Source organism: Streptomyces sp. NPDC048172 (assembly GCF_043202595.1).
Classification (GTDB): Bacteria; Actinomycetota; Actinomycetes; order Streptomycetales; family Streptomycetaceae; genus Streptomyces.
In genome coordinates, this window is sequence record NZ_JBIDAT010000011.1 from 91,766 (window position 1) to 117,855 (window position 26,090).

Consider the following 26,090-nt stretch of genomic DNA (forward strand, 5'->3'; position numbering starts at 1 on the left):
TTCCGTTGTCAGCGGGCACCTCTACGCTGTGCGGAACGGTTGATCATCCACACGGGGGAGGGCGGCGCCGTATGCGCGCGCGTATCGAGAGGGACGGCTACAGCGTCGAGTTGACGGACGACCTGGAGCTCGTCTTCTACGGCACATCGGGCCATCAGCTCAAGAAGGAGACCCGGGAGCTGAGGACCACCATCCCGGAGACCTGGACGCTGTACGAGACGCGCAGAGTGCTGAAGGGCCACCGCGACAAGTGCCGCGCCCTCGCCCGCCAGTGGGCGGAGGCCGGACAGCAGGCGCCCCGCGCCCTCGCCGAGGCCGATCCCGTCTGGCGGGACGTGCTGGAGGACGAGGGCGTGCCGGTCACGGACGAGCGCCCCGAGGACGGGGAGCAGGACGACACGCTCTTCGCCCGTACGTACACCGGGCCGCTGGGCCTCGTCCGTACGCAACTGCTCGGCGAGGCCCTCGTCCCGTACCGGGACACGCTGATGCGCGCCGACGACTGGGAGCCGGACGGGCTCTTCGCGACCGGCATCCCGGACCCGGCCGCGGGCGAACTGCCGTTCCCCGAGCGGGCGCTCGCCGCGCACCCGGGCATGGAGACGCTCGTTCTGGAGAAGATCAGCGAGCTGCGCAAGGAGACCCACGACTGGCTGTACCCCGCCAAGAAGGACATCGACCGGGTCCTCGCGGGCCTCGACCAGACCGCGCCCGCGCTGGAGATCACCCTCCTCGACGGGGTGGCGGACCTCGCGCTGGCGAAGGGGGAGCCGGCGATGGCGACGGCCTGGTTCGGCCGGGCGCGCAAGCTCGAACAGTTCCAGGCCCGCGACGTGGACCAGCGCTGGCTCGACGCGCGCTATCTCACGTACGCCGAGGGGGGCGCCCTCTCCGCCACCGTCCTGCGTGCGCGGGCGCGCGAGCTGATGGGCACGGGGAAGCCGGGGGACGCGGGGCCGGAGGACGTGGCCCGGTTCCGCGCGCTCGTCCTCGCCCGGCTGGCCGGGACACAGGAGCTGTATCCCCAGCTCGCCGCCGACGTACGGAAGATGGCGAAGGCCGCCCGGCTCGACCCGGAGGAGACGCTGGCCGACTGCCTCCACGCGATCGCCTCGGCGAACGGCATGTCGCTCGACGACGACAAGCTGTGGCAGGCCTGCTTCAAGGGCCGCGCCATGGAGCTGCTGCGCGCCCGCGGCCCGGAGGCCGCCCACGCCGCGCTCCGGCTCCGCCCGCACGGCTGGGGCACGGCCGGCGAGCTCTGGCGCGAGCTCCTCGACCGTACGGGCGCGCTCGCGCTGCTCACCGGCGAGGAGCCGGGACTGCCCGACGGCGAGGCGGCGCGCTGGCTCGCGGCCTGCGCCCGCCACCACGACCCGCACAACGGCCCGCCCGCCGAGCTGTACGAGGTGGCGGAGCTGGTCGCGCCGCGCCTCAAGGCCGACGGGGTGCCGGTCGAGTTCCATTTCCTGGCGAAGGTCCAGCGCGAGAAGGACGCGATCGTGCTCGACCTCATCGACGTCCTCCTGGAGCACGGGGCGCCCGTCTGCGATCCACCCGAGGCCCTGGGCCCGGCGTTGCTGAGCTACGTGAGGATGGCCCACCGCCCCGAGCTGGCCCACCTCGCCGCCGACGAGCGGTACGGACGCGAGCTGCGTGCCCGGATGCGCGGCTCCCTGGAGATGACGTACAACGACATGGGAGGCAACAACGCCTGGTACCAGCCGCACGAGAGCAAGGGCTGGCGGTCCATCCCGGAGCTGTTCGCCAACCCCGCCGGGCGCGAGGAGATGCGCGCCTGGTGCGCCAGTGAGCGGGAACGGCTCCGCGCGGGACCCGGGCTCCAGGAGCTGACGCTGCTCCTCGGCCGCTTCGTGCACGTAGGCGTGGCCGTGCCCCAGGTGCTCAGGGACGCGGAGGCGGCGGCGGACTTCGCCGCCGCGGACGTCCTGCCGCCGCTGATGGACGCGCTGGCGGAGCTGCCCGGCTTCCCCGCGGCCATCACGCGGGAGCGCGTGGCGGCCGCGATCGACAAGCTGGAGCCCGAGTGGGTGACCGAGCGCGAGCACGTGCGGGCCAATCGCGCCGTCCTCGGCGAGGAGCTGCCGGAGCTGGCGCCGGACGAGGAGGCCACCGGGGCGGCGTACCTGGCGCTGGTGAGGGCCGCCAACTGCCGCGCGGGCCTCGCCTCCCTCGCCGACCGCCTCACCCCCGAGGACGCCGCGAAGCCCGTGCCCCCCAAGCCGAAGGATCCCGTGGTCCGGGTCTGCGAGGAACTGCGCGCGCTGGCCGGGTCCGGGGAGTCGGCTGGGGACATCGATCTGAGCGCGCCGGTGGCGAAGATCGAGACGCCGGGGCGGAACGACCTCTCCTTCCGCGAGGTCCACGCGCACGCCGCCATGCACGTCCTGCGCACCGCGGTCCAGGGCCCGGATCGCACGCCGTCGTTCAACGCCCTGCGTGCCTACGCCGCCTACCCGTTCGTCACCGGGGACCACGGGCGCTGGCGGGTCACCCGGTGCGAGGTCCCCGAGGCCGAGGGACTGCCCAAGGCCACCTACGATCAGGCCTCCATCGGCAACGTGTTCCGCACCCCGACGTCCGCCGCCGTCGTCGTGGGCTGGCGGCACGGAACGCGCCGCGCACTGCTGGAGTACGCCCCGGACGGCGTCTTCCCCGAGGACGGACCGCTGGCCTCCGCCGGGGCGACGCTCCTCGACGCGTACGTGCTGGAGCCCGTGCGGCCCGGTGCGTGGTTCCGGCGCTTCGCCGAGCTGTACGAGGAGCGCGGCAGGCCGCCCGCGCGCCCCGAGGACGCGCTCGCGCTGGCGGAGGGCACGGGCCTCTCGGCGGCCGAGGCGGCCCACATCCTCGCGGGCCGGGCCGCCGCGGCACCGCACCAGGACGCGCCGATGGGACTCAACTCCGGCCACCGCGGGGCCGACCTGAGCAAGTGGGGCATCCGCGAGAAGGACGGGGAGTGGGCGCACGACACCCTCCGTGAATCCCTCGCCCCCGACCGCGCCGCCGCACTCGGCGAGCGGCTGCTGCCGGACGACCCGGAGACGCTGTGGACCTCCGGGCCCGACGTCGCACGCGCGGTGGCCTGGTGGCGGGAGGAGATCGGCGTCCCGTCTCCCGTGCCGCAGGCGCTGGTGCCCCTCGCCACCAAGGAGACGAAGGCGCCGGAGGGGGAGAATCCGCTCCGGCGGGAGCGGGACTCGCTCGACACGTACGGCGAGGACGGCTGGCCCGTGCTGCGCCTGCCCGCACTGCTGGGCCGCGTCGCCTCGGGTGCCGCCTGCCTGGACCCCGACCCCTCGGGCCTCGCGGGCGAGTCGGAGCTGCTCGCGCTGCCCCGCGCCGCGGCCTGGCTCGCCTACCGCACCCCGGCGGGCGACCCGCTGCGCCCCGCCCTCGGCGCCGCGATGGCCCGGCTCCGCGAGGAGCTGGCGTCCGGTCCCGGTCCGCTGCACCTCTTCTCCCTCCAGCGCAACTATCTGATGGGCGCCCCGCCCGCCCTCGACGCGCTCCTGGCCCACGAGGCGGTCACGGTGACCGAGGACGAGACGTACGAGATACGCCATCTGCGCGTCGACCCGGCCCTGTTGAAAGGCGCCGACGACCCGCTCCTGGACTCTCTCGACACCTACCTCGACTCCGCCCTGCCGTCCCAGTGGCTGCCGACGCCCGCCGGACTGCCCGCGCTCGCGGACCTGCGGCTGCTCCTGGACGACGGATTCGCGGCGCTGGGCACGCACTTGGCCGCCGAGAGTGCCGCGGCGGCCCAGGGCTGGGAGCAGCACCCCGCGCGCTCGGTCCCGCACCTGGTGACGGAGTGCGCGGAGCGCCACGGCCTGGACGAGGACGCGGCGGCGCTCTACCTGATGCTGCTCGCGCTCCCCGACCCCACGGACCGGAACGTGAAGGAGTGGACGGGCTGGAAGCCCGCCCGCTTCAAGGCGGCCTGCGCCGCGCTCGACGGCACGGGCCTCGTCATCCGCACCTCCCGCCCGCGCGCGGGCCGCACGCTGTTCCTGCGCGGCCACTGGCAGGAGACCAAGGCGCCGCGCCTCCCGTTCGAGTCGGCCAAGCGCGCCCTGCTCCCCCTGACCGCCGAGCACCGCTCGACGGCGCACATGGCGGCGGTGCCGTCGTGCCCGGTGCCGGAGCTGTTCGAACGGGCGTGGGTGTCAGCGCACCCGGCGTAGCGAGCCTGCTGCGCAGGGGCTGCCTCTGCCTGTGTGTCGCAGGCTGCGGGTTGTGGGTGCTTGCTCGCGCAGTTCCCCGCGCCCCTGAGGCCTCAGGGGCGCGGGGAACTGCGCGAGCAAGCCACGACCACAGCCGCAGACTGCAACGCACCGCACGGGGCAGCCCCTGCCCAGCCCAGAGACGAGGGCAACCGCAGGCACGGCCTAGCGCATGACCTCGCCGGCATTCACCAGCAGGCACTGGCCCGTGACCCCCTTCGCCCGCCGCGAGGCGAAGAAGGCGGCGGTCTCCGCGACGTCGCCGTCCGTCGCCATCTCCGGGAGGGCCATACGGCCGTTCAGCCGCGCCAGCAGGGCTTCGCCGTCGTCACTGGCGGCGACGAAGCCCTGCACCGGCGGGCCCCACATCCAGCCGGGCTGAACGGTGTTGACGCGGATGCCGTACGGGCCCAGCTCGCGGGCGAGGGAGTACATCGCCGAGACCAGGCCGCCCTTGGAGGCCGCGTACGCGGCCTGCCGTACCTGCGTCGGCGCGGCCACCGACGACTGCGTGCCGATCATGACGACCGAGCCGCTCTCCGCTTCCTTCAGCGCGGGCAGGCACGCGCGGGTCATCCGCAGGGTGCCGAGGAGATTGACGTCGAGCACCCGGCTCCACTCCTCGAAGTCCGCGTCCTCCAGGCCGCCCATCACCGTGTCGAGGGCGGCGACATGGACCACCGCGTCGATGCCGCCGAACCGCTCGACGGCCAGCGCGGCGAGCGCCTCGCACTGCTTCTCGTCGGCGATGTCCACGGCGAGGTGGGCGGTACGGTCGCCGCCCGGGTCGATCTCGGCGGCGCACCGCGCGAGGTTCGCCGCCGTCCGCGCCCCGAGCACGGCCCGCGCGCCCTCGCGCACACAGGCGGCGGCGACCCGGTGCCCGAGGCCCGCCCCGACCCCGGACACCACCACGGTCCTGTCACGCAGCAGCATGGCGTCCCGCCTCTCGCTATCTGACGGCAAGTCAGATACACCGTAGGGGGAGACGGGAGGAGAGGGAATGTCTGAGGAGACTCGGAGCGAGACGTACGCCGAACTCGCCGCCGTCGGGCCCTACGGCGTACGCCCGGGACACGCGCTCATCACCATGGTCGAGCCCCACCCGGGCCACGAACGCGCCTACAACCGCTGGTACGAGGACGACCACTACATCGCGGGCGCCATGGCGATGCCCTGGATCTACGCCGGACGCCGCTGGGTGGCCACCCGCGACCTCCAGCTCCTGCGCTACCCGGCCGACTCGGCGGTCGCCCGGCCGGTCACCGCCGGGTGCTACATCTCGACGTACTGGATCACGGAGGGCCGCTACGACGAGCACATGAAGTGGACCGTCGCCATCAACAAGCGCCTCAACCGCGACGACCGCGTCCACCAGGACCGCACCCACGTCTTCACGAGCTTCCAGAACCACGAGGCGACGCTCTACCGCGACGCCGACAAGGGCCCGAGGGACTTCCACGCCCTGGACCACCCCTACCAGGGGCTGGTCGTCGAGGTGATCGACAGCGCGGACGCGGGGCAGCGCGCCGAGCTGCTGGAGTGGCTGCGCGACGAGCACCTGCCCGCCCGGCTGAAGGGCTCGGCGTCGGCGATGGTGACGGTGTTCCGGCCGACCCCGCTGCCGGGGGACCGGATGACGTACGTGAAGCAGGTCGAGGGCGTCGACACCCGGCTGACGCTGCTCTGGTTCCTGGAGGCGGATCCGCGCGAGTGCTGGGAGGAGAGCTTCGCGGGCCTGGGCGGCGACGTCGCGGGGTCGGGGCTGGGGCGGGTGGAACTGATGGCCCCGTTCGTCCCGACGATCCCGGGCACGGACATGTACGTGGACGAGCTGCGCTGAGCGGGGAGGCTTGCGCGGGAAGGGCCGAGCCCCCTCGGCCGGGACGGCGACCAGTCGAGAGGGCTCTTCTGTGTGACTCCCTGTGTGACTTCCTGCGTGACGTCGAACGACGCGCTCAGGCGCCGCTCAACCGCGACTCAGCCGCGACTCAGCCGCGGCTGACGCGTGCGACGAAGCCGCTCCACGCGTCCGGGCCGAAGCTCAGCGCCGGAAGGCCGGTGTCCTTGGAGTCGCGCACGGCGACCACGCGCGTCTCGGGGGACCTCACCTCCACGCAGGCGCCGTTCCCCGCGGAGTAGCTCGACTTGGTCCACTTGTGGGTCGTTCCCTGCTGAATAGACATGTCTGCTCCGGTGTTCCGGTTGTTCGTGACGTGTGGGTGACATTACGCGGCAATTTCGGGCCACGAAGCGGTCGTTCACTCGACCGGATGGCATATTCCAGGCAGCTCTTCACACCGGACTCTGACGGGGTGTAACCTCCGGGCCCGGCCCAGGAGCAGGTGTGTGAAGGAGAGGGTGTGCGGGAGGCCTCAGCCTCTGGCGTATTCCTTCGCCACTTTCTCGATGTACTCCCGGGTCTGGTCCGGATTCAGCGCCTGGGCCCGCAGATGCTCGTACATCACGCTGTAGCTCTGCACGTCGTTCGCCTTCTCCAGGTAGAGGTCGCTCGTCACGCCCTCCAGGTAGATGACGGTCGAGTCCGACGCGTCCGGGAACTCCAGGATCGCGTACTGCCCGTTCACCCCCGGGTGCGCGCCCATCGAGAACGGCATCACCTGGAGCGTGATGTGCGGCAGCCGCGAGACCGTGTTGAGGTGTTCGAGCTGCTCGGCCATGGTCGCCTTGCCGCCGACCTCGCGCCGCAGCACCGACTCGTCGAGCACGGCCCACAGCCGCAGCGGATGCCGCCCCTCCTGGATCCGCTCCTGGCGCCGCATACGCACCTGCACACGCCGCTCGATGTCCGCGCCGCTCGCCTCGGGGAGCGCCCCCGCGACGACGGCCTCCGCGTACGCCGGTGTCTGCAACAGGCCCGGGACCACCTGGGGTTCGTAGACGCGGAGCGAGGCGGCGTCCGTCTCCAGGCCGATGTAGACGCTGTACGGGATGTCGCCGAACGCGTGCCACCACCCCTGCTGGCGCGACTCCTTCGCCATTTGCATCAGGGAGTCGACTATCCGGCGGTCCTCGACCTCGTACACCCCGCACAGGTCGCGTACGTCGCGCTGGCTGATGCTGCGCCGTCCGTTCTCCAGCCTGCTGATCTTCGACTGGGACACCAGCAGCCGGTCCGCGACCTCCTCGGCCGTCATGCCCCTCTGCTCACGCAGGCGGCGCAACTCCTGGCCCAGTCGGCGTCGCCGGACTGTGGGATTGACGTTCGACGCCACGGGACCGCACCTCCGCGTAAGTACGACTACTTCCAGCAGGTTGCCACCAACATGTGCACCACCGCTGGCAAATGGCAACAGAGAGTGCGGGCCCGAGTACAGCAGTCGGCTCAGAAAGCGCACGCGCGGGGTGGCAATCCGGCCGTCGTCCTCGGCGGCCGGACCGCCACCCCGCACGTCTCAGCGGCTCCCGGAATGGTCTTGCGGACAAGGGAATCGCGTGCTGGTGGTGCTGATGCTGGTGCTGGTGGTGCGTCGAGTGCGCTCCGTACTCGTGCTGTCTGTACGTCACGCTCGTGCTGTCGGTACGTACGGTTCCGTACCCCGCGGTGCTGTCTTGCCGGGGGTGTGACAGCCCGCCGGGCTCAGCGCACTCCGGCGCGGGCCATGCCGCCCGCCGTCGCGTGCCGTGCCTGTTCCGGAACGTGACGAGCCGGCGCGGGTGGCGCCGTCGCACGTGCCGGTGCGGGACGTCCTGCCGCTCCGCCGCCCGGTGCCCGCCGCGGCTGCGCCGCGACACCGTTCTGCACGTCCATCACGGCGTGCGCGACGAGGCCGCCCATCGGGTCGTGCCTGATCAGATCCCGGAGCCTGGAGCGGCACGACCGCCCCTCGTTCCCGGGATAGAGGTGCTTGCCGAGGCCGACCGCGTGCGCCAGCGCTGCGAGCGCCGCCGTCCGCGGGTCCGGCGGTACGCCGGTGCGGATCGCGGAATCCAGCCGGGTCCTGATCTCCCGGCTGATGGCCGTCTCCGTCGCCTGGTAGCGAGTCGTCGGCAACACCCCGCACATCTGGCCGGAAACGGCATGCACCATGCCGCAGCGCTCCAGATGCGTGAGATAGGTTTGGCGAAGCCCCAGCCGGGGCCCGCCGATCCAGTGGACAGCGCGCACGGGACTGCCGCGCCTGCGCAGCAGTTCCAGTGCGGAGTCCAGCGTCGGATCTCCGGTCGGCCGTGGCAGCACCACGGCGATACGATCCCCATCAGGGGCTATCCGTCCTGCCAGAGCCAGCTCCACTAGCTGGGCCCCGGCCAGGCCGAGGTCGAGCGACTGAGGCTGCGCCGTGGTGCCCGTGGCCGGGTCCAAGGCGAGCAACAGAAGCTCCTCCGGAATTGTTCTGCGGCTCCTGCCCATCCATGCCTCCCCGCGTGGATGAATGACAGGGTGACCCCTCTCACAATGGTCTGTCGAGAGTGCGCGGGTGTTATGGGCGGGAACCAGTAGGTATGTCGTTCTCGTCTGCCGGTAGGGGAGGCCAGAGGTCGACTCTGAGGAGCGTCGCCACACCGGGTGGCGGCCGCGGTGCACAGGACACTGTTAACTGGTATGGCGACGGGCGAGCATCAGCAGGAGGCATCGGTGGCGGGCGAGTCCCCCGACAAGGTGGAGCGGGAGAGGTCGTCGGGGGAGACGACGGAGAGCGGTGACGGGGTTGCGCGCCCCGAGAACACGGCCGAAAACGAACGTGACGCGGGGGCCCCGGCGAAGGCCGTCGAGGAGACGGCCGGGGAAACTGCCGAGGAGACGGCCGAGGGGGGCGCGCAGGAGCGCGCGGCGGGGGCGGACGTAACCCCCGAGGATGCCCCGGAGGACGCCTCGACGCCCACTGAGGGCGACGGGAGCGCCGACCCCGGGAAATCCGACCCGGAAGCGGAGGACGGCCGCGAGGGCGGCGCCAGCGGCGACGGGGGCGATGAGGGCGACGAGCGGCTCAAGTCCGCCGTGGCCGCCTGGGTCGCCCGCGAAGGCGGCAGCGGCAAGAGCGACCGGCTCGATGATTCCGGCGAGGGTGATAATTCCGGTGATTCCGTGAATTCCGGTGAGACGGACAAGTCTGGCAAGTCCGGCAAGGGGGGCAAGGCGGCCGAGGGGCGCGGCGGAGCCGAGGGTGCCAAGGGTGCAACGAGCGCCAACGGCGCCGAGGGTGCGTCGGATGGCCAGGTCGGCGAGGGTGCCGACGGCGCCAAGGCTGACGAGGGTGCCGACGGCTCGCGGGGCGCCAAGGGCGGCGAAGGTGCCAAGGGTGCGAAGGGTGCCAATGGCGCCAAGGCCGACGAAGGTGCCGTGAGCGCCGGGCGTGCCAAGGCCGATGAGGGCCCCGGCGGCGAACAGGGCGGCGAAGGCGCGAAGGATGCCGGCGGCGCCAAGACCGGCGGTGGTTCTGCGAGCACCAAGCGCGCCAAGGCCGACGAAGGCGCCACAGGCGCCAAGCGTGGCAAGGGCGACCAGGGTGCTGCGGGTGCCAAGCGAGGCATTGGTGACGAAGGTGCCACCGGCGCCAAGTCCGCCAAGTCCGCCAAGTCCGCCAAGGCTGACGAAGGTGCCGCGAGCGCCAAGCAGGGCAAGGGTGACGAGCGTGCTACGAGCGGCAATGGCGCCACAGGTGTCAAGCGTGGCAATGCCGGTGAAGGCGTAAGAAGCGGTCAGGCCGATGCGCGGGGGGCGGAGGGGGCGGATTCCGGCCCTTCGTCCGGCGATCTTCCCGTGCGGGAGCCGAAGAGTGGCAAGCCGGACAAGAGCGACGACGGCGATCCGCCCACGGCCATGTTCGGGGTCCTGCGCCCGAAGGACGAGGTCGAGGACGCCGCCGAGCGTGCCGAGCGTCTGACCACCGCGTTCTTCGGTGCGCCGAAGACCGCGGCCAAGACCTCGGACCCGGAGGAGAAGGCCGGGAAGAAGCCGGCCGAGGGGGAGAAGGCGGCGCGCGAGAACAAGGCCGTCGACCAGCCCACCGCGACCTTCCGGACGAAGCCGCAGGAAGAGAAGGATCCGAAGGAGGACAGGGAAGAGCGGAAGAAGGGGGCGGACGGGGAGAAGTCCGACGAGAAGCCGTCGGTCAACGAGAACACCACCGTCCTCAAGCTCCCCTCCACGGACAGGCCCAAGGCCGATCCCCGTGCCCCGTACCGGCGCGAGGAGGAGTCGGAGTCCGAGAGGACCAGCCAGTTCGTTCCGCTGAAGTCCACCGACGCTCCGCGCAAGCCCGCGCAGCCGAAGCTGGAGCCCAAGCAGGGCGCCAAGGCCGAGTCCAAGGCCCAGTCCAAGGCCGATCCGAAGGCCGAGCCCAAGAAGGCGCCCGCGCAGCCGCCGCAGCCGCCCCGGCCGCCGCAGCCTCCGGGCAAGCCCGCCGCTCAGCCGGAGTCGCAGGCGCAGCCTCAGCCACAGGCTCAGCCGGACGAGGTCGAGCGGACCCGGCAGCAGCCGCTGCCGGACGGCGGCCAGCCCGCCGCAGGGGGGCAGCCGCAGCCGCTCGACCTGCTCGCGCAGCTCACCAACACCCCGCCGCCGCCCGAGACGGCGATCCGGACGCTCACGCGCCGGGTCAAGATCTGGACGCCGCTGGCGCTGCTGCTCCTGGTGCTCTTCGTCGTCGCCCAGGCGGTACGCCCGCTGCCCGCCGCCGAGCTGGAGATGACCGCCTCCAAGACGTACGGCTTCGCGGGCGGCAAGCCCTCCATGCCGTGGCCGTCCGAGGGGCAGGCCGTGGTCGACGTCGACGGGCTGGGCTCGCTCGGCTCGTACGGCAAGGAGAAGCCCGTACCGATCGCGAGCGTCGCGAAGGTCATGACGGCCTACGTGATCCTGCGTGACCACCCGGTGAAGAAGGGCACGACCGGGGCGAAGATCCCGGTCGACCAGAAGGCCGAGGACGACGCGGGGCTCAGCGCGCAGAACGAGTCGACGGTCGACGTCAAGAAGGGCCAGACGCTCACCGAGAAGGAAGCGATCAACGCCATCATGATCGCGTCCGCGAACAACGTGGCGCGGTTGCTGGCCCGCTGGGACGCGGGTTCCGAGAAGGCGTTCGTCAAGAAGATGAACGACGCCGCCAAGGAACTCGGCATGACCAACTCGACCTACACCGACCCCAGCGGTCTGAAGGCCGAGACCCGCAGCACCGCCGCCGACCAGGTCAAGCTCGGCAAGAAGGTCATGGAGATCCCGCTCTTCCGGGAGATCGTGAAGCAGCCGCAGTACAAGGACCTGAACGGCAAGACCCAGCCGAACTGGAACAAGCTGGTCCCCCTCGACGGCGTCGTCGGGATCAAGACCGGCACCACCACCAAGGCGGGCGGCAACCTGCTGTTCGCTGCCGAGAAGGAGATCGGCGGCACCAAGCAGCTGATCGTGGGCGCGGTGCTCGGGCAGTACAAGCCGTCGATCCTGGACACGGTGCTCGGCGAGAGCAAGAAGCTGATAGACGCCGGGCAGGACGCGCTCCAGGCCCGGAAGGTCGTCAAGAAGGGCGACGTCGTCGGGCACGTCGACGACCAGCTCGGCGGCGAGACGCCGGTCGTGGCGACCAAGGACGTGACGGCAGTGGGCTGGTCCGGGCTGAAGGTCAAGCTCGGGCTCACCGAGGGCGACAAGTCCATCCCGCACACCGGCGAGAAGGGCGACAAGGTCGGCACGCTGACCGTGGGCGCGGGGCCGGGACAGGTCAAGGTTCCGGTGGCGCTCCAGGAGCCGATGACCGAGCCGGGCTTCGGTTCGAAGCTGACCAGGATCCTGTGATCCTGGGCCGGATCCTGTGATCCGTCGGACACCCGCGGGCCGTGTTCCCGCGGGTGTCCGGTAACGTCGGCAGTTCGTAGCAGCCGCACGGGGAGAAGAAGCGCAGTGACCACTGTGCAGCGGCCCTGGACGTCCGAGGACGACGAGGACGAAGCCGCCGGTGAGACAGACAGCCCAGCAGGAGACGCCGGGCTGTCCACTCGCCTACCCGCACGCGGTTCCCGGCGCGGCCCCTGGGGCCCCTTCCGGCGGCTGCCGCCCGCGCTGAACGTCGCGCTGGCCGCCATGGCCTGCGCGACCGTGCTGCACTTCGTCTGGTTCTGGTTCTTCGCCAGCAGCGGCGGCGACCTCGCCGCGCAGGACGCGTGGGCGGAGTTCGCGGGCCGCCACCCGGGCTCGGCGTACAACCTGGCCTGGTACGGGGGCCTGCACCCCGTCTCGTACAGCGTCATCTCGCCGTATCTGATGGCGGTGATCGGCGTCCGCGCGACGCTGATCGTCTCCGGTGTGCTCTCGGCCGGGCTGCTGGCCTGGCTGCTCACGCGCATCCCCAGCGTCAAGAGGCCGATGCCGCCCGCGCTGTGGGGCGCGTTCGCCTTCGCGTGCAACGCCGCCTCGGGGCGCGTGACCTTCGCGCTCGGGGTCTTCTTCGGGCTCGCCGCCGTGGTCGCCGTCTGGGCCTGGCCGGAGAGCTGGCTCCGTCCCGGGAGCAAGTCGCAGCGGTACGTACGGGCCGCCGTCGCCATACTGTGCGGCGCGCTCGCGACGGCCGCGAGTCCCGTCGCCGGGCTCTTCCTGGAGGTCGTGGCCGCCGCGCTGCTGCTGCAGCGCCGCCGGGCCGCCGCCTTCGCGCTCGCCGTGCCGATGCCCGCCGTGGTGGCCGTCTCGGCGCTGCTCTTCCCCTTCCAGGGCAACATGCCGATGCCCTTCGTCTCGCTGATCTTCCCCGTGCTGGGCGCGGTGGTCACCGTGCTGCTGATGCCGAAGCGGTGGATGGCGGTGCGGCTCGGCGGCGCGATCTACGCCGTGGGGATCGTGCTGACCTGGCTGATCCCCTCGCAGGTCGGCTCGAACGTCGAGCGGCTCGGGCTGCTCTTCGCGACCGTGGCCCTGCTGGCCGCCATCCCCGTCGTGATGGGGCCGGGGCGGCGCGCGTGGCTGTCGTGGAAGGGCGTGGCGATGGTGACCGCGCTGATCGTCACGGCGGGCTGGCAGATCGCCAAGCCGACCTGGGACGTCGTGCACACGACCCCGGACGCCTCCTGGGCCCGCGAGCTGGCGCCGCTCGTGCACCAGCTCAAGCAGCGCGACGCCGCCAAGGCCCGGGTCGAGGTCGTACCGGTCAACAGCCACCGCGAGGCGTCCGCCCTCGCGCCGTACGTCAACCTCGCGCGCGGCTGGAACCGGCAGGCCGACCTCGACCGGAACCCGCTCTTCTACGAGAAGGACCTCAGCGCCGACGAGTACCACGAGTGGCTGCGCCGCTGGGCCGTGCACTACGTGGTGCTGCCCTCGGACGACCCGGACATCTCGGGCGGCATCGAGGAGGCGCGGCTCGTCAAGAAGGGCCTGCCGTTCCTGAAGGAGATCTGGTCGGACGCCAACTGGCGGCTCTACAAGGTCTCCGACCCGACGCCGCTCGCCGCGCCGCCCGCCACGGTCAAGCGGGCCGACGCGGAGGGCGTGACCGTGCGCGTACGGGAGAAGGGGCCGGTCCTCGTCCGCGTCCCGTACTCGCCGTGGCTCGGCCTGGTCGACAAGGACGGCGAGCGGATCCAGCCGCCGGAGTGGCCCTCGGCGAACGAGCACGGGTGCCTGCGCAAGGCCGAGCCGACCTTCGGCGGACGGCCGCCCGAGGGCAAGGACGACCCGGTGCTGGACACCTGGACGATGCTGGAGGCCCCGCGCCCCGGCACGTACCGCATCGCGGCGCCGTACAAGCTGCCGCGCGGGACGCCGTGCCCTGACGGGGAGGATGAGCAGAAGGATCAGGACACGGCGGGCAACGGTGGCGGCTAGCGGATAGCGGCTAGCCCTGGCGGCCACCACTCCCGTACGGCCTCGTGATGATCTCCAGGACGTGGTTGTCGGGGTCGAGCCAGTAGACGCCCCGGCCGCCGTCGTTGTGGTTGATCTCGCCGGGGCGTGAGCGGGACGGGTCCGCGTAGTACGTGAGCCCCGCGTCCTTGATGCGGCCGAAGATCTGGTCGAACTCGTCCTCGGAGACCAGGAACGCGTAGTGCTGCGGGACGATCTCGCCCTCCACGTCCATGAAGTCGAGGCCGACCTCGTTGCTGGTGAGCACGGGCTGGAACGGGCCGAACTCGGGCTCCACCTTGAGGCCGAGCAGCCCGGCCAGGAACTCCGCCGACGCCTTCTTGTCCCTGACGTGCACGATGGTGTGGTTGAGGTCGATGGCCATGGTGGACTCCTCCTTGGTGACGCTCGGTGCTGTCGCGTTCACTGTGCTCAACTCCCGCCCACCGCGTGGAATTTCACCCTCCGGCTCGGCCCTTCGGCCTAGGCCGGTCCTACGACGTAAGACCCGGAAGACCCCGCCGCCCGCCGGGGTTGACCTTGACACGGGTGTCAGTACCTACGGTCACGGCCATGAACGGAGTCGCTGTGCAGATCGGTGAGCTCGCGGAGCGCACAGGAGCGAGCCGCCGGTCCCTTCGCCATTACGAGCAGCACGGGCTGCTGCACCCGCGCCGGTCCCCGAAGGGCTGGCGCGAGTACGACGAGGACGCGGTCGACCGCGTCCGCAACGTGCGCGACCTCCTCGCAGCCGGGCTCACCCTGGAGGACATCCAGGACGTGGCCCCGTGCCTGCAGCAGGAGCACGCGGACTTCCTGGCCTGCGAGGACGTCGCGCACGCCATCGGGATGTACGAGAAGCGGCTGGCCGTCCTGGACGAGCGCGCCGCCGAACTGGAGCAGTACCGGGGCGAGATCGCGGGCCGTCTGGCGCACCTGCGCGCGCTCGCGGAACGGGCCCACGAGGCGGGGGAGGGCGCCTCGTGAGAGGGCTGCCGGGGTGGCTGTTCGTGCTGTTCGTGGTCCTGCTCGCCGCGGGGACGGACGAGTTCGTGATCGCGGGCGTACTGCCGGAGGTCGGCCGCGACCTGGGGGTCCCGGTCGCCGCCGCGGGCCAGCTCGTGACCGCGTTCGCCGTCGTCTACGCGCTGGGCGCCCCGCTGCTCTCGCTGATCACCGACCGGCTGCCGCGCCGTGCGGTGATGGTCGCCGGACTGGTGGTCTTCACCCTCGCCAACGCGCTGGCCGCGCTCGCGCCGGGCTACGCGGTGCTGCTCACGGCGCGGGTGCTGTCGGCGGTGGGCGCGGCGGTGGTGACCTCGGCGGCGTTCGCGGTGGCCGCCGAGGGCGCGCCGGAGGGCAGGCAGGGGCGGTATCTGTCGGTGGTGGTCGCGGGGATCACCGTCGCGCTCTTCACCGGGGTGCCGCTGGGCGCCTGGCTGGCGGGGGCGTACGGCTGGCGCAGCACGTTCTGGCTGATCACGGCGGTCGGCGCGGTCGCCGCGGTCGCCGTCCGGGCGACCGCGCCCGACCTGCCGGGCGGCGCGGCGGCACCCCTGCGGGAACGGCTGGCGCCGCTGCGCAGCCTGCCGGTCGTACGGCTGCTGGGCGTGACGTTCGTCGGCGCCACCGGCGGCCTGATGTTCTACAGCTATCTCGCGCCCTACGTCGCGGACGTCGCGGACCGGACGGCTCAGGAGGCGCGGCCCCTCGTCGTCGGGGCGCTCTTCCTCGTCGGCGTCACGGGCGTCGCGGGAGCGCTGCTGGGCGGGCGCGCGGTGGACGTCTGGGGGCCGCACCGTACGCTGCGCCGTTCCGTCGGCGGGCACGTGCTCGCGATGGCGGCGGCCGCGGGGGTGGGGCTGGCCGGGCCTGGCGGCGGGGGCGTGTGGGTCCTGGCGGGGCTCGTGCTGGTGGTCGGGGCGTGGTCGGTGGTGGCCTGGGCCTTCAACCCGCCCGCGCAGGGCGTCCTGATGGGCATCGCGCCACAGGCGGCCACGACGGCGATGGCGCTGAACATCTCCGCCATGTACCTCGGCACGGGCGTGGGCAGCGCGCTCGGCGGACTGATCCTCAAGATCGGGGGCGGCGAGGCCGCCTGGGTCCCGGCGGTGGCGACGGTGCTGCTCGCCGGGTCGTACGGGCTGGCGCGCCGGGTCGCGGCGGACGCGCCCGCGCCCGCGCCAGGACCAGGACCAGGGTCAGCGCCAGGGCCAGCGCCGACGTCGGCGTCATGCGAGGCGGCGCACGATGCGGCGTAGCTGCTCGGCGTAACGGTCCTGGAACTCGGGGGAGTCCGGGTCGAGCCCGCAGATGGCGCGGGCGACCTGCGGCATCACGAGCGGCACCGCGGTCGCGCCGGTGAGCATCAGCAGGACGGCGGCCGGGTCGAGGTCGGCACCGATCTCCCCGGCCGCCTGGCGCGCCTCCATGCCGGTCAGGTCCTCGTCCGGGCCGGTGGGCGCCGTGCCGGTGAGTCCGGCCCAGGCGCTGAGGCGGGGGCCGCGCGGGTCGGCGAACTGGGCGCGCAGATAGCGCTCCACCACCTCGTCGAGGGGCACCTCAGGCTCGTCGAGCGCCTTCTCGTGCTCCAGCCACTGCTGCGTGAGCGCGTTCCAGAGGCCTTCCTTGCCGCCGAAGTGGTACGAGATGAGCTGCTTGTTGAGGCCCGCGCGGTCGGCGATGTCCTGGACCCGGGCCCCGGCGAATCCCTTCGCGGCGAACTCCTCCTTCGCCGCGTCCAGCAGCAGCCGCCGCGAGCGCTCGGCGTCCTGCCTGCGCTCGCCGGGCGCGGGCGCGCGCCGGGTCCGGTTCTGGGCTCTCTCTCGCTCGCGCCCTTGCTCTCGCTCCGTCGTCACCGGGTCAGGGTAGCCGCGTCTCCGCGTTTTCATCCAACCGTTTGACAACTTCAACCCGATGGATGAAAGTACGGGAGCCGATTGAAGAGACCGATGAACCGCACCACCGAGGAGGACATGTGTTTCTGGTGACAGGCGCGACGGGGAACGTCGGACGCCCGCTGGTGGCCGAACTGGCCGCGGCGGGCGCCAAGGTCCGCGCGCTGACCCGCGACCCGGCGGCGGCCCGGTTCCCCGAGGGCGTGGAGGCCGCGCGTACGGACGATCCGGCGGCCATGGACGGCGTCGAGGCCCTCTTCCTGAACGCCGCCGTCGTCTGGGACGGCGGCGCGGGACCGCTGCTGCGGCAGGCGCGCGAGAGTGGGGTACGGAGGGTCGTCGCGCTCTCCTCGTCCTCCGTGACGGGCACGCTCGACATGCCCGCGGACAACCCGATCTCGCGCCACCACCACGAACTGGAGGCGGAGGTCGAGGCGTCCGGGATGGAGTGGACGCATCTGCGCGCCGACGTGTTCGCCGTCAACACGCGGGGCTGGGCGTCGCAGATCCGCGCGGGCGAGGTGGTGCGGGACGCCTACGGGTGGTCGCGCTCCGTCCCCCTGCACGAGGACGACGTCGCCGCCGTCGCCGCACGAGCCCTGCTCACCGGCGGACTCGCCGGACAGGCCCCGGTCCTGACCGGGCCCGAGGCGCTGACCAAGGCCGAACAGGTGCGGCTGATCGGCGAGGCGCTCGGACGTCCCGTGCGGTTCGAGGAGATCCCCGCGGCGGAGGCGCGCGCCGCGATGACCGCCGCCGGGGTGCCGGGCGATGTCGCGGACACGCTGCTGGACCTGGCGGCCCGCTGCGTGGACACGCACCCCGAGGTGTCACCGGAGGTCGAACGGATCACCGGCCGCCCGGCCCGCACCTACGCGCGATGGGCCCGCGACCACGTCGCGGACTTCCGCTGAGCCGCCGGGGTTCCGGCGGGGTTCCGGCGGGGCTCAGCCCTCGACGGCGGACGGGTCCATCCACATGTACTCCCACAGGTGCCCGTCCGGGTCGTGGAAGCTGCGGCCGTACATCGACCCCTCGTCGACCCCGGAGCGCCCCTCCGTCGCGCCGTTCGCCAGAGCGCGGTCCACGTACTCGTCGACCTCCTGGCGGCTCTCCGCGCTCAGCGCGACGATCGTCCCGGTGGTCTTCATGTTGTCCGGCAGGTCCCGCTGGGAGAAGCCCTGGAAGAAGGGCTCGGTCAGCAGCATCGCGTAGATGTTCTCGCCGAGGACGAGACAGCCCGCGTTGTCGTCGGTGAACTGGGGATTGAACTCGTAACCGAGCTTGGTGAAGAAGTCCTTGGCGCGGTCCAGGTCCTTCACCGGCAGGTTGACGAAGATCATGCGAGCCATGTCGGGCCTCTTTCCGGTCGGTCTGTACGGCTTTCGGTGCCGTCGAAAGATAGACCGGGGCCGCCCGCGGAACTCATCGCCGCGCGGTACGGATTCCCGTACGGGATTCGTGTACCCGTGCGTGGCCGGAGGGCGTGGTCAGACCGTGGCCTCCAGTGCCGCGTGCACGCGGGCGAGGCCGTCCGGCCAGGGGCGGGCGGGGACGACCGGCACGCCGGCCGCCGCGGCGCGCTCCGCGAGGCGCGCGCCGACGAGGGCGCTGACGGCGGCGCGGTGCCGCTGGTCGCCCGCCCCGGGTTCCCGTTCCCGGTAGTTCGCCGTGATCCGCGCGGTGTCGGCCTCGTCGACGACGACGGCCCGGACCCGGCCGCCGTGCCCGGACGCCAGCTCCGGCACGAGATAGTCGCCCTCGAACACGACGGGCGCGTCGAACGCGAGGTGGTCCGCGATCACCGCCTCGAACGCGGGGCGCAGCGCGGCGGCGACCGCGAAGTGCTGCTCGGCGACCTTCTCCGGTGCCCAGGACGCCGCCTCGGGGTGGGTGTTCCAGAAGTGCGGGAGCGGGGCCTGCCGCGGGGTCGTCAGGGCCTGGACGGCGGTGACGAGGTCGTCGGCCTCGGCGAGCGGGACGCCGTAGCGCGTGGCCAGCGGGGCGGCGACGCGGGACTTGCCGACGCCCGAGGCGCCACAGATGAGGGTGACGGTCCAGGAGGGCCGGTCCTCCGGGTTGTCGTTCATGGCGTTGTTCATGGCGGTCATGACTGTTGATCCTCGCCGGACGGGGCAGGCGTGTCGCAGGTGGCCGGGGGTTCGTAGACTCGGCGTGATCGTTTCTGCTCGCTTGCTTGTCTGGAGGAGAGGTAATGGGGAAGCCTCAGTTCGGCGCTCTGGCCGGGGCGCTGGCGGCGCTCGGGACCGTGTTGGGCGTGTTCGCGGGCGAGTTGCGCACGGACGGCTACGAGTCGTATGTGTCGTCCGTGACCAACGCCGCGGGCGTCATGTACGTCGCCGCGGCGCTGGTCCTTCTGACGTGGTACCGCGATGCCCGTAGGCAGTCGGAGTGACTGCTGTGTTGTGACTGCTGAGCAGGGGCTGCCCCTCGCCGTGCCATGCAGTCCGCGGGTGCGTCGTGGCTTGTCGCGCAGTTCCCCGCGCCCCTTAGGCCTCAGGGGCGCGGGGAACTGCGCGAGCAACCACCCACAACCCGCAGCCTGCAACGCGCGGCGAGGGGCTACCCCTGCCCAGCAGCCACAAGTTGGGCCCCCGGGGAGCGGGGTCAGTCCGGGCGGGGGCCCGTGCCTGTGGCGACGGCGCGGAGGAGGGGGCGGGTGGCCGCGCTTGCCGCTGCGATGCCTGTTGCGCCGAGGGCGAGGCAGGCCGCGAGGAGGGCCACGCTCGTTCCGTCGAAGTCGGGTGTGCCGCCCGCGAAGGTGAGCGGGGCCGCGCAGAAGAGGCCCGTGAGGACCGAGCCGCCCGCGAGGATCGCGACGGGGAGCAGCGTCTCCGTACGGCGCGCGCGGTTGAGTACGGCGAGCGGCGTGCCCGCGAGGTGCAGCAGGCCGTACGTGCGGCGGCGGTCGAGGATCGCGGAGGCGGCCGTGATGCCCGCCGAGGCGATGGCCACCGCGAAGCTCGCGCCGAGCACCGCGAGAGTGGCGGGCTTGAAGTCCCCGCTGAACACGCGGTCCTGCCAGTCCACGTCCTCGCCCGTCACCGGGTACTGGCCGGGGACGAGGCCGGTCAGCGCGGCGCGTGCCGTGTCGAGCCGGGCGGGGTCGGCGACCTGGGCGGTGACCTGGCGTTCGGAGCGGGCGCCGGGGCCGGCGGAGCCGGTGGCGACCCAGTCGTCGTCGGCGCCGACCTCGGCGCGTACGCCCGCGCGTTCGAGCCGTTCGCGTGCCTCGTGCTGGACGGCCGCGACGCGGGCCTTCGGCACGGCGAGCGCGAGGGTGTCCTGGCTGCCCCAGGCCATCGGGCCGGAGGAGAAGGAGAAGAGGGCGAAGAACCCGGCGACGAAGCCCGCCAGCGTCAGGCCCGAGACCGCGCGCCAGGCCGACTTGGGGTCGTCGGTCAGCCGCCGCCCGGCCAGCAGCGTCGCGGGGCGGCGCGCGAGGTGGGCGACGAGGCGGCCCAGCGTGCTCACGACCCAGGGGCCGACGAGGGACAGGGCGAGGAAGACGGTCGCGAAGAGGTAGACGATCGTGTTGATCTCGACGTCCCTGTCGTCGGAGACCTGCCAGTAGACGACGAGGATTCCCGCGAACACCAGCGCCCGTGCGGCCTTCATCCGCGGCGGGCGCGAGCGGCGCGCGACGCCCAGCGGGCCCACCACCACCTGCCGCAGCCCGGCCAGCGCGCTGACGACCACCATCAGCACCACTCCGGCGACGACGCCGAGCAGTACGGGAGTCCCCGTCCACAGGTCCGCCACGTACCAGTCGCCGCCGCCCACCCGTACGCGCGCGGCGAGCGGCAGCAGCGCCGCGTAGCCGAGCACGCCCGCGAGGGCCCCCGCCGCGCCGGTCAGCGCCGCCTCGGCCGCCGTCATCCCGGCGATGCGGCCCGGCGTCGCGCCCACCAGGCGCAGCGCGGCCAGCCGGGCGTCGCGGCGCGCGACCGACAGCCGCGCCGAGGAGGCGCCGAGCACCAGCAGCGGTACGACGACGAGTACGGTCGCGAACTTCATCAGCCCCAGATAGCGCTCCCCGAGGCCCGCGGGGGTGCGCTCGCCCGTGAAGTCCGCGACGGGGGTGGGTGCCGCGAGGTCGCCGTCGCGGCGCGGGTCGGTGCCGCGCGAGGCGGTGACGGCGGGGTCGTCGGCGCGGTGCCCGACCACGGCGACCTTCTCGCCGGGCCGGACGAGGGCATCGCGGCCGAGGGTGCCCGACGCCTTGCCCACGCCGGGGAGTTCGCCGTCGAGCGCCGGGGACGTCCACACCTCGCCCGGCTTGGGGAAGTGCGGCATGCCGGGCGGCGCGGGCAGCGCCGGGTCCCCCTTGCCGGGCATCGCGGCGACGTCCACGACCGTCACCGGCTCCCCGTCGCTGAAGGTGGTGCCCGTCGCCTGGACGGCGACGGCGTGGGACGCCGACGCCTTCGCGGGCGTACGCCAGTCCGCGTGCGCGGCGCGGGAGTCGAAGCCGAGGTTCGCCGCGACGCAGAGGAGCAGCAGCGTGGTGGAGACCGCGGCGGCGGCCACGGAGAGCGCGGCGCCGAGGCGCGCGTGCCGTCCGCCGCCGCGCAGCAGGCGCCACGTCAGCGTCCAGGTGGTCCGGTCGAAGGCGCTCACGACAGGGCCCCCGCCGGAACCTGCGCGCCCTCGCGTCCCACGTCCTCCCGTACGATCCGGCCGTCCCGCATGTGGGCCGTACGGTCGCACCAGCCGGCCACCGTGGCGTCGTGGGTGACGACGACGAGGGCGGCGTTCTGGTCGCGGGTGACGCGGGTGAGCAGCGCGATCACGTCCTGGCCCGTGGCCTGGTCGAGGGCGCCGGTCGGTTCGTCGGCGAAGACGACCTGGGCCCCGGCGACCAGGGCGCGGGCCAGGGCCACGCGCTGGGCCTGGCCGCCGGACAGTTCGCCGGGGCGGCTGGACTCCTTGCCCGCCAGGCCCAGGGGCTCGAACCACTCACGGGCGCGGCGCTCGGCCTCGCGGCGCGCGGTGCCGCCGAGCATCAGCGGCAGGGCGACGTTCTCGACGGCGGGCAGTTCGGGCAGGAGCTGGCCGAACTGGAAGACGAAGCCGTAGCGGGTGCGGCGCAGTTCGCTGCGGTGCGGCTCGCGCAGCTCGTCCACGCGCGTCCCGTCGAGCAGGACCTGCCCGGCGTCGGGGCGTTCGATCCCGGCGAGGCAGTGCAGCAGCGTGGACTTGCCGGAGCCCGAGGGGCCCATCACGGCGAGCGATTCACCGGCGCGCACGGCGATGTCCACGCCGTCGAGCGCGCGGGTGGCGCCGAAGGACCGGGCGAGGCCCGTGCCCTGGAGAACGGGTACGCCGGGACCGGGAGCGCCGGACGGGACGGCACCGCCGGGCGGGACCGCGGCGGAGGATGCGGGAGCGTGAGTCATGTGCCCACCGTGCGTCCCGGCGCCGCGCCCCGGCCTCGGCTGACCGGCCGGTTCGGGGCCCGCCGTGTCGTCCTTTCGGCCGGTCTCCGCGCGCCCCCGCCTTCCGTACGCTGCGGAGCGTGGACGATCCCAACCCCTTCCCCCGACTGACGCGCCGCGCGGCCCTCGGCACCCTGTGGACCGGCATGGGCCTGCTGTGGCTCTTCGACGTGTTCAGCCTGGAGGCGACGTCGGAATTCAGCGGCTCCCCGACCGACTGGTGGGTGCTGGCGTCCGCCGTGGTGGCGGGCGTCGCCGTGGTGATGCCCGACGGGGTGCTCGCGCTGCCCTGGCGCGCGGGCGCCGCCGCGCTCGCCTCCGGGGTCATGACCGTGCTGTATCTGACGGCGCTGCCCGAGCTGGAGTCGAGCTGGGGGCTGCTGGAGTCGCTGTGCCTGCTGCTCCTGCTGGCCCGTTCCGCGCGCGAGACGTGGCCGCCCCGGCTCGCCGCCGCGCTGTGCGCCGCGCTCGCGCTCGCGGTGGTCGCGACGCCGCTGCGGCTGTCGGGGACCTCGGACGGCTTCTTCAGCTTCGTGCTGACCTGCGCGGCGGGCGGCGCGATCGGGCTCGGCTGCTACGTGCGCGGGCTGGACGCGCGCAGGCGGCGCGCGGTCGCGGACGTACGCCAGAGCGAGCGGCTCGCGCTCGCCCGCGAGCTGCACGACTTCGTCGCGCACCACGTCACCGGCATCGTCGTGCAGGCGCAGGCCGCGCGGACGATCCGCGAGACCGCGCCCGAGCAGGTCGATCCGCTGCTCAGCGGCATCGAGCGGGCGGGGGCCGAGACGCTGGAGTCGATGCGCAGGCTCGTACGGGTGCTGCGCGAGGACCCCACGGAGGGCGGCAGTCCGGTGCGGCCGGGGGAGCTGTTCCCCGAACTGGCCGAGCTGGTCGCCGCGTTCTCCGAGCGGGACGCGCCCGCCACGCTCCACTTCGCGGAGGACGCGCGGCGCGCCCCCGTCGACCCCGAGGTCGGTACCTCGGTGCGGCACGTGGTGCAGGAGGCGCTGACGAACGTACGCCGCCACGCGCCGGGCGCCCCCTCGGTGTCCGTGCGGATCTCGCTGGAGGACGGGCTGCGCGTCAGCGTCCACAACGAGCCGCCGCCCGGCCACCCCTCCTCCGGCGCCTCGGCCGAGCCGCTCGGCGGGCGGGGCGGCCTCGGGCTCGTCGGTCTCGCGGAGCGCGCGGAGGCCGTCGGCGGGACGCTCGACGCGGGCCCGGCCGAGGACGGCGGCTGGCGCCTGACCGCGTCCTTCCCGGTCCGCGAGGCCCTCTCGGGGCCCGCGTCGGGGGCCGTGTCAGGATCTGCGGCATGAGCGGAGCGACCCGCGTGCTGATCGCGGACGACCAGGAGATGGTGCGCACCGGCTTCCGGCTGATCCTCCAGGCGCAGCCCGGCATCGAGGTCGTCGGCGAGGCGGCGGACGGGGCCGAGTGCGTGGAGCTGGCGCGGCGGCTGCGGCCGGACGTGTGCCTCGTGGACATCCGGATGCCCAAGCTCGACGGCCTGGAGGTGACCCGGCACCTCGCGGGCCCCGGCGCGGTGGAGCCGCTGCGGGTCGTGGTGGTGACCACCTTCGACCAGGACGACTACGTCTACGGCGCGCTGCGCAACGGCGCCTGCGGCTTCCTGCTCAAGGACGCGGGCCCGGGGCTGCTGGTGGAGGCGGTACGCGCGGCGGCGCGCGGCGACGCGCTGGTGTCCCCGGCCGTGACCGTACGGCTGCTGGAGCGGCTCGGGGAGAAGCCGGGGGAGGCGCCTGCCCCCGAGGGGGGCGGGCATCCGCTGACGGAGCGGGAGATGGAGGTGGCGCGGCTGGTCGCGGTGGGGCGTACCAACCAGGAGATCTGCGACGAGCTGTTCGTCTCCCTCTCCACGGTCAAGTCCCACCTGGCGAGCGTCCAGGGCAAGCTGGAGGTCCGCAACCGCGTGGAGATCGCGGCCTGGGCCTGGCGCAACGGCCTGGTGGGGGAGGGCTGAGCCCTACTTCTTCTCCGTCTCCTTCTCCTCCACGCCGTAGTCGAAGGTGACGCGGTCGCCGTCGACGTTCGTCACGGAGACGATGAGGGTCTTGCGCTCGTCGCCGAACGTCGCGGTGCAGCGCACGTGGTCGTACACCTTGGCGCGCAGCCCGCGCGGGCAGCTCACCTTGTCCGGGGCCTCCTCGATGATCGGCCGGGCGAAGTTGTCCTTGGCCTTCTGCGCGACCTCGTCGCGCGGCACCGTGCGGTCCTCGCCCTGGACCGTGGCCGTCGAGGTGTTGTCCAGCACCTGCCAGCCCGTGATCGCGACTCCCGCGAGGACGGCGGCGACGGCCAGGGCGATGACGATGCGCTTCATGGAGACTCCGGTTCGGTGTGCGGTACGGACGTGGTCCGGGGGCGGCACGGGCTGTGCCGCTGGTCCCGATCTTCCGCGTCCGCCCCGCCCCACGCCCTCGGCCACCAGGCCGGTTCCGCCACACGCGCCTCGGCCGAAGGGACGAGACGGGGAGCCGCGTACGTTCACTAGAGTAGAACTCTAGTGAACGTTGGACGTCGGACGTACGGCGGAAGGGGAAACGCATGCGTGACACGGTTCTGGTCCTCGGCGGGTACGGCGCGGTCGGCGCCCCGCTCACCCGGATCCTGCGCGAACGGCTGCCGGGGCGCGTGCTGCCCGCCGGGCGCCGCCCCGCCGCCTCGGGCGACCCCGGGGCCGTACGGGCCGACGTCCGGGACCCGGAGTCGTTCACCGCACTGCTCGTACGGCACCGCGTCGCCGTCGTCGTGCTGTGCGTGGAGCCGCCGGACGCGGGGATCACCCGGCTCTGCCTGGAGCGCGGGGTGCACGTCGTGGACGTCAACGCGACGCCGCGGCTGCTCGCCGCGACCGAGGCGCTGCACGGCACGGCCGTCGCGGGCGGGGCGAGCGCGCTGGTCAGCGTCGGCGTCGCGCCCGGCCTCACCAACCTCCTCGCGCGCCGCGCGCACCGGGAGGTGGGCGGGGCCGAACGGCTCGACCTCGCCGTCCTGCTCGGCACCGGGGAAGCGCACGGGAACGACGCGCTCCGCTGGACGCTGGAGTCCCTGGGGGAGACCGCGAAGGCGGACGGAGCCCGTCCGGCCCGCTCGCGCGTGGAGGCGTTCCCGCTGCACGGGCGGCGCCGCGCGCACCCGTTCCCCTTCTCCGACCAGCACGCGCTCCGTACGACGCTCGGCGTGCCCGAGGTCACCACGCGGCTGTGCCTGGACTCGCGGGCGGCCACCGCCGCGCTGTTCGCGCTGCGCCGCCCGGCCCACGCACTGGCACCGCTGCTCGAACGGATGCCGCACGGCGCGCTCGGCGCGGTCGGTGGCGCGCTCGGCGGCGACGCGTTCGCGCTGCGCGCGGAGGCGGTGCGCGGCGAACGGCGGCTGGTGTACGCGCTCACCGGGCGTGAGCAGTCGCGGGTCACCGCCCAGGTCGCCGCCCACGCCACCCGCGCCGTCCTCGACGGCGCCGCGCGCCCCGGCGTGCACCACCTCGACCAGGTGCTGCCCGGTCTCGTCCCCGACGGCGCACGGCTGTGGCGCCGCGACACCGACGGGGCAGCGGCCTGCGGGACGCACATGTGACGGGTGGGTAGCGCAGGGCACGTCGGTGACAACGGTGACTACAGCCGCTTCCCGGCCCCTGGGAATCTCGATGAGGCGGCGCGGAAGCGCGGCG

General features: G+C 73.2%; 22 protein-coding genes. 11 read left to right on the forward strand and 11 right to left on the reverse strand.

Features of this window, described 5'->3' with window-relative positions; translation table 11 throughout:
• The first annotated feature begins 71 nt into the window (after positions 1-71).
• Positions 72-4,211 (forward strand): hypothetical protein, encoded by a 4,140-nt coding sequence (locus tag ACGF3A_RS37735; protein WP_393735038.1) that lies wholly within the window; start codon positions 72-74, stop codon positions 4,209-4,211.
• 204 nt (positions 4,212-4,415) lie between these two features.
• Here the strand turns inward: ACGF3A_RS37735 and ACGF3A_RS37740 are convergent, their stop codons facing one another.
• Positions 4,416-5,186 (reverse strand): SDR family oxidoreductase, encoded by a 771-nt coding sequence (locus ACGF3A_RS37740; protein ID WP_393735039.1) that lies wholly within the window; start codon positions 5,184-5,186, stop codon positions 4,416-4,418.
• Between the two features lie 67 nt (positions 5,187-5,253).
• Here ACGF3A_RS37740 and ACGF3A_RS37745 point away from each other — a divergent pair, with 67 nt between their 5' ends.
• Entirely contained in the window at positions 5,254-6,093 is an 840-nt protein-coding gene (locus tag ACGF3A_RS37745) for a hypothetical protein (protein ID WP_393735040.1), read from the forward strand.
• Positions 6,094-6,241: 148 nt separating this feature from the next.
• On the opposite strand, the gene ACGF3A_RS37750 is transcribed toward ACGF3A_RS37745, so the two are convergent.
• The 3 genes from ACGF3A_RS37750 to ACGF3A_RS37760 form a co-directional block, all read right to left on the reverse strand.
• Positions 6,242-6,436 carry a DUF397 domain-containing protein gene (locus tag ACGF3A_RS37750; protein ID WP_393735041.1) on the reverse strand — a complete coding sequence of 65 codons (195 nt, stop codon included), beginning with the start codon at positions 6,434-6,436 and terminating at the stop codon, positions 6,242-6,244.
• A 189-nt stretch (positions 6,437-6,625) separates the two neighbouring features.
• Entirely contained in the window at positions 6,626-7,486 is an 861-nt protein-coding gene (locus ACGF3A_RS37755) for a helix-turn-helix domain-containing protein (RefSeq protein WP_393735042.1), read from the reverse strand.
• 365 nt (positions 7,487-7,851) lie between these two features.
• Positions 7,852-8,622, reverse strand: coding sequence for a GPP34 family phosphoprotein (locus ACGF3A_RS37760; protein ID WP_393735043.1), 771 nt, complete (start codon positions 8,620-8,622; stop codon positions 7,852-7,854).
• Between the two features lie 192 nt (positions 8,623-8,814).
• On the opposite strand from ACGF3A_RS37760, the gene ACGF3A_RS37765 reads away from it, so the two are divergent.
• A complete protein-coding gene (locus ACGF3A_RS37765; RefSeq protein WP_393735044.1) occupies positions 8,815-12,003 on the forward strand; it encodes a serine hydrolase in 3,189 nt (1,062 codons plus the stop codon).
• 105 nt (positions 12,004-12,108) lie between these two features.
• A complete protein-coding gene (locus ACGF3A_RS37770) occupies positions 12,109-14,022 on the forward strand; it encodes an MFS transporter (RefSeq protein ID WP_393735045.1) in 1,914 nt (637 codons plus the stop codon).
• A 10-nt stretch (positions 14,023-14,032) separates the two neighbouring features.
• Here ACGF3A_RS37770 and ACGF3A_RS37775 read toward each other — a convergent pair whose 3' ends face one another.
• Positions 14,033-14,425 carry a VOC family protein gene (locus tag ACGF3A_RS37775; RefSeq protein ID WP_393735201.1) on the reverse strand — a complete coding sequence of 131 codons (393 nt, stop codon included), beginning with the start codon at positions 14,423-14,425 and terminating at the stop codon, positions 14,033-14,035.
• Between the two features lie 188 nt (positions 14,426-14,613).
• Here ACGF3A_RS37775 and ACGF3A_RS37780 point away from each other — a divergent pair, with 188 nt between their 5' ends.
• Both ACGF3A_RS37780 and ACGF3A_RS37785 read left to right on the forward strand, forming a co-directional pair.
• On the forward strand, positions 14,614-15,027 hold the full coding sequence (locus ACGF3A_RS37780; RefSeq protein ID WP_393735046.1) for a MerR family transcriptional regulator: 414 nt from the start codon (positions 14,614-14,616) through the stop codon (positions 15,025-15,027).
• Positions 15,024-16,301 (forward strand): MFS transporter, encoded by a 1,278-nt coding sequence (locus tag ACGF3A_RS37785; RefSeq protein WP_393735047.1) that lies wholly within the window; start codon positions 15,024-15,026, stop codon positions 16,299-16,301. The genes ACGF3A_RS37780 and ACGF3A_RS37785 overlap by 4 nt, the downstream gene beginning before the upstream one ends.
• Here ACGF3A_RS37785 and ACGF3A_RS37790 read toward each other — a convergent pair.
• Positions 16,272-16,898, reverse strand: a complete 627-nt coding sequence (locus ACGF3A_RS37790; protein ID WP_393735048.1) for a TetR/AcrR family transcriptional regulator — start codon at positions 16,896-16,898, stop codon at positions 16,272-16,274. The two genes, ACGF3A_RS37785 and ACGF3A_RS37790, sit on opposite strands and share 30 nt — an antisense overlap.
• Positions 16,899-17,017: 119 nt before the next feature.
• Between ACGF3A_RS37790 and ACGF3A_RS37795 the strand changes: the two genes are divergently transcribed.
• Positions 17,018-17,851: an NAD(P)H-binding protein gene (locus ACGF3A_RS37795; protein WP_393735049.1), complete on the forward strand. Its 834-nt coding sequence runs from the start codon at positions 17,018-17,020 to the stop codon at positions 17,849-17,851.
• A 33-nt stretch (positions 17,852-17,884) separates the two neighbouring features.
• Here the strand turns inward: ACGF3A_RS37795 and ACGF3A_RS37800 are convergent, their stop codons facing one another.
• Both ACGF3A_RS37800 and ACGF3A_RS37805 read right to left on the reverse strand, forming a co-directional pair.
• On the reverse strand, positions 17,885-18,289 hold the full coding sequence (locus ACGF3A_RS37800) for a VOC family protein (RefSeq protein ID WP_393735050.1): 405 nt from the start codon (positions 18,287-18,289) through the stop codon (positions 17,885-17,887).
• A gap of 138 nt (positions 18,290-18,427) precedes the next feature.
• Positions 18,428-19,048: a hypothetical protein gene (locus ACGF3A_RS37805; protein WP_393735051.1), complete on the reverse strand. Its 621-nt coding sequence runs from the start codon at positions 19,046-19,048 to the stop codon at positions 18,428-18,430.
• A 104-nt stretch (positions 19,049-19,152) separates the two neighbouring features.
• On the opposite strand from ACGF3A_RS37805, the gene ACGF3A_RS37810 reads away from it, so the two are divergent.
• Entirely contained in the window at positions 19,153-19,353 is a 201-nt protein-coding gene (locus tag ACGF3A_RS37810) for an SCO3870 family protein (RefSeq protein ID WP_393735052.1), read from the forward strand.
• A 212-nt stretch (positions 19,354-19,565) separates the two neighbouring features.
• Here the strand turns inward: ACGF3A_RS37810 and ACGF3A_RS37815 are convergent, their stop codons facing one another.
• A complete protein-coding gene (locus ACGF3A_RS37815; protein ID WP_393735053.1) occupies positions 19,566-21,578 on the reverse strand; it encodes an FtsX-like permease family protein in 2,013 nt (670 codons plus the stop codon).
• Positions 21,575-22,357, reverse strand: a complete 783-nt coding sequence (locus ACGF3A_RS37820) for an ABC transporter ATP-binding protein (protein WP_393735054.1) — start codon at positions 22,355-22,357, stop codon at positions 21,575-21,577. The genes ACGF3A_RS37815 and ACGF3A_RS37820 overlap by 4 nt, the downstream gene beginning before the upstream one ends.
• A 119-nt stretch (positions 22,358-22,476) precedes the next feature.
• On the opposite strand from ACGF3A_RS37820, the gene ACGF3A_RS37825 reads away from it, so the two are divergent.
• Positions 22,477-23,715 (forward strand): sensor histidine kinase, encoded by a 1,239-nt coding sequence (locus ACGF3A_RS37825; RefSeq protein ID WP_393735055.1) that lies wholly within the window; start codon positions 22,477-22,479, stop codon positions 23,713-23,715.
• Positions 23,712-24,380, forward strand: a complete 669-nt coding sequence (locus ACGF3A_RS37830; protein ID WP_393735056.1) for a response regulator — start codon at positions 23,712-23,714, stop codon at positions 24,378-24,380. Before ACGF3A_RS37825 ends, ACGF3A_RS37830 begins: the two co-directional genes overlap by 4 nt.
• Before the next feature lie 3 nt (positions 24,381-24,383).
• Here ACGF3A_RS37830 and ACGF3A_RS37835 read toward each other — a convergent pair whose 3' ends face one another.
• Positions 24,384-24,740, reverse strand: a complete 357-nt coding sequence (locus ACGF3A_RS37835; RefSeq protein ID WP_393735057.1) for a DUF4333 domain-containing protein — start codon at positions 24,738-24,740, stop codon at positions 24,384-24,386.
• Between the two features lie 224 nt (positions 24,741-24,964).
• Between ACGF3A_RS37835 and ACGF3A_RS37840 the strand changes: the two genes are divergently transcribed.
• Entirely contained in the window at positions 24,965-25,996 is a 1,032-nt protein-coding gene (locus ACGF3A_RS37840) for a saccharopine dehydrogenase NADP-binding domain-containing protein (protein ID WP_393735058.1), read from the forward strand.
• Positions 25,997-26,090 lie beyond the last annotated feature (94 nt).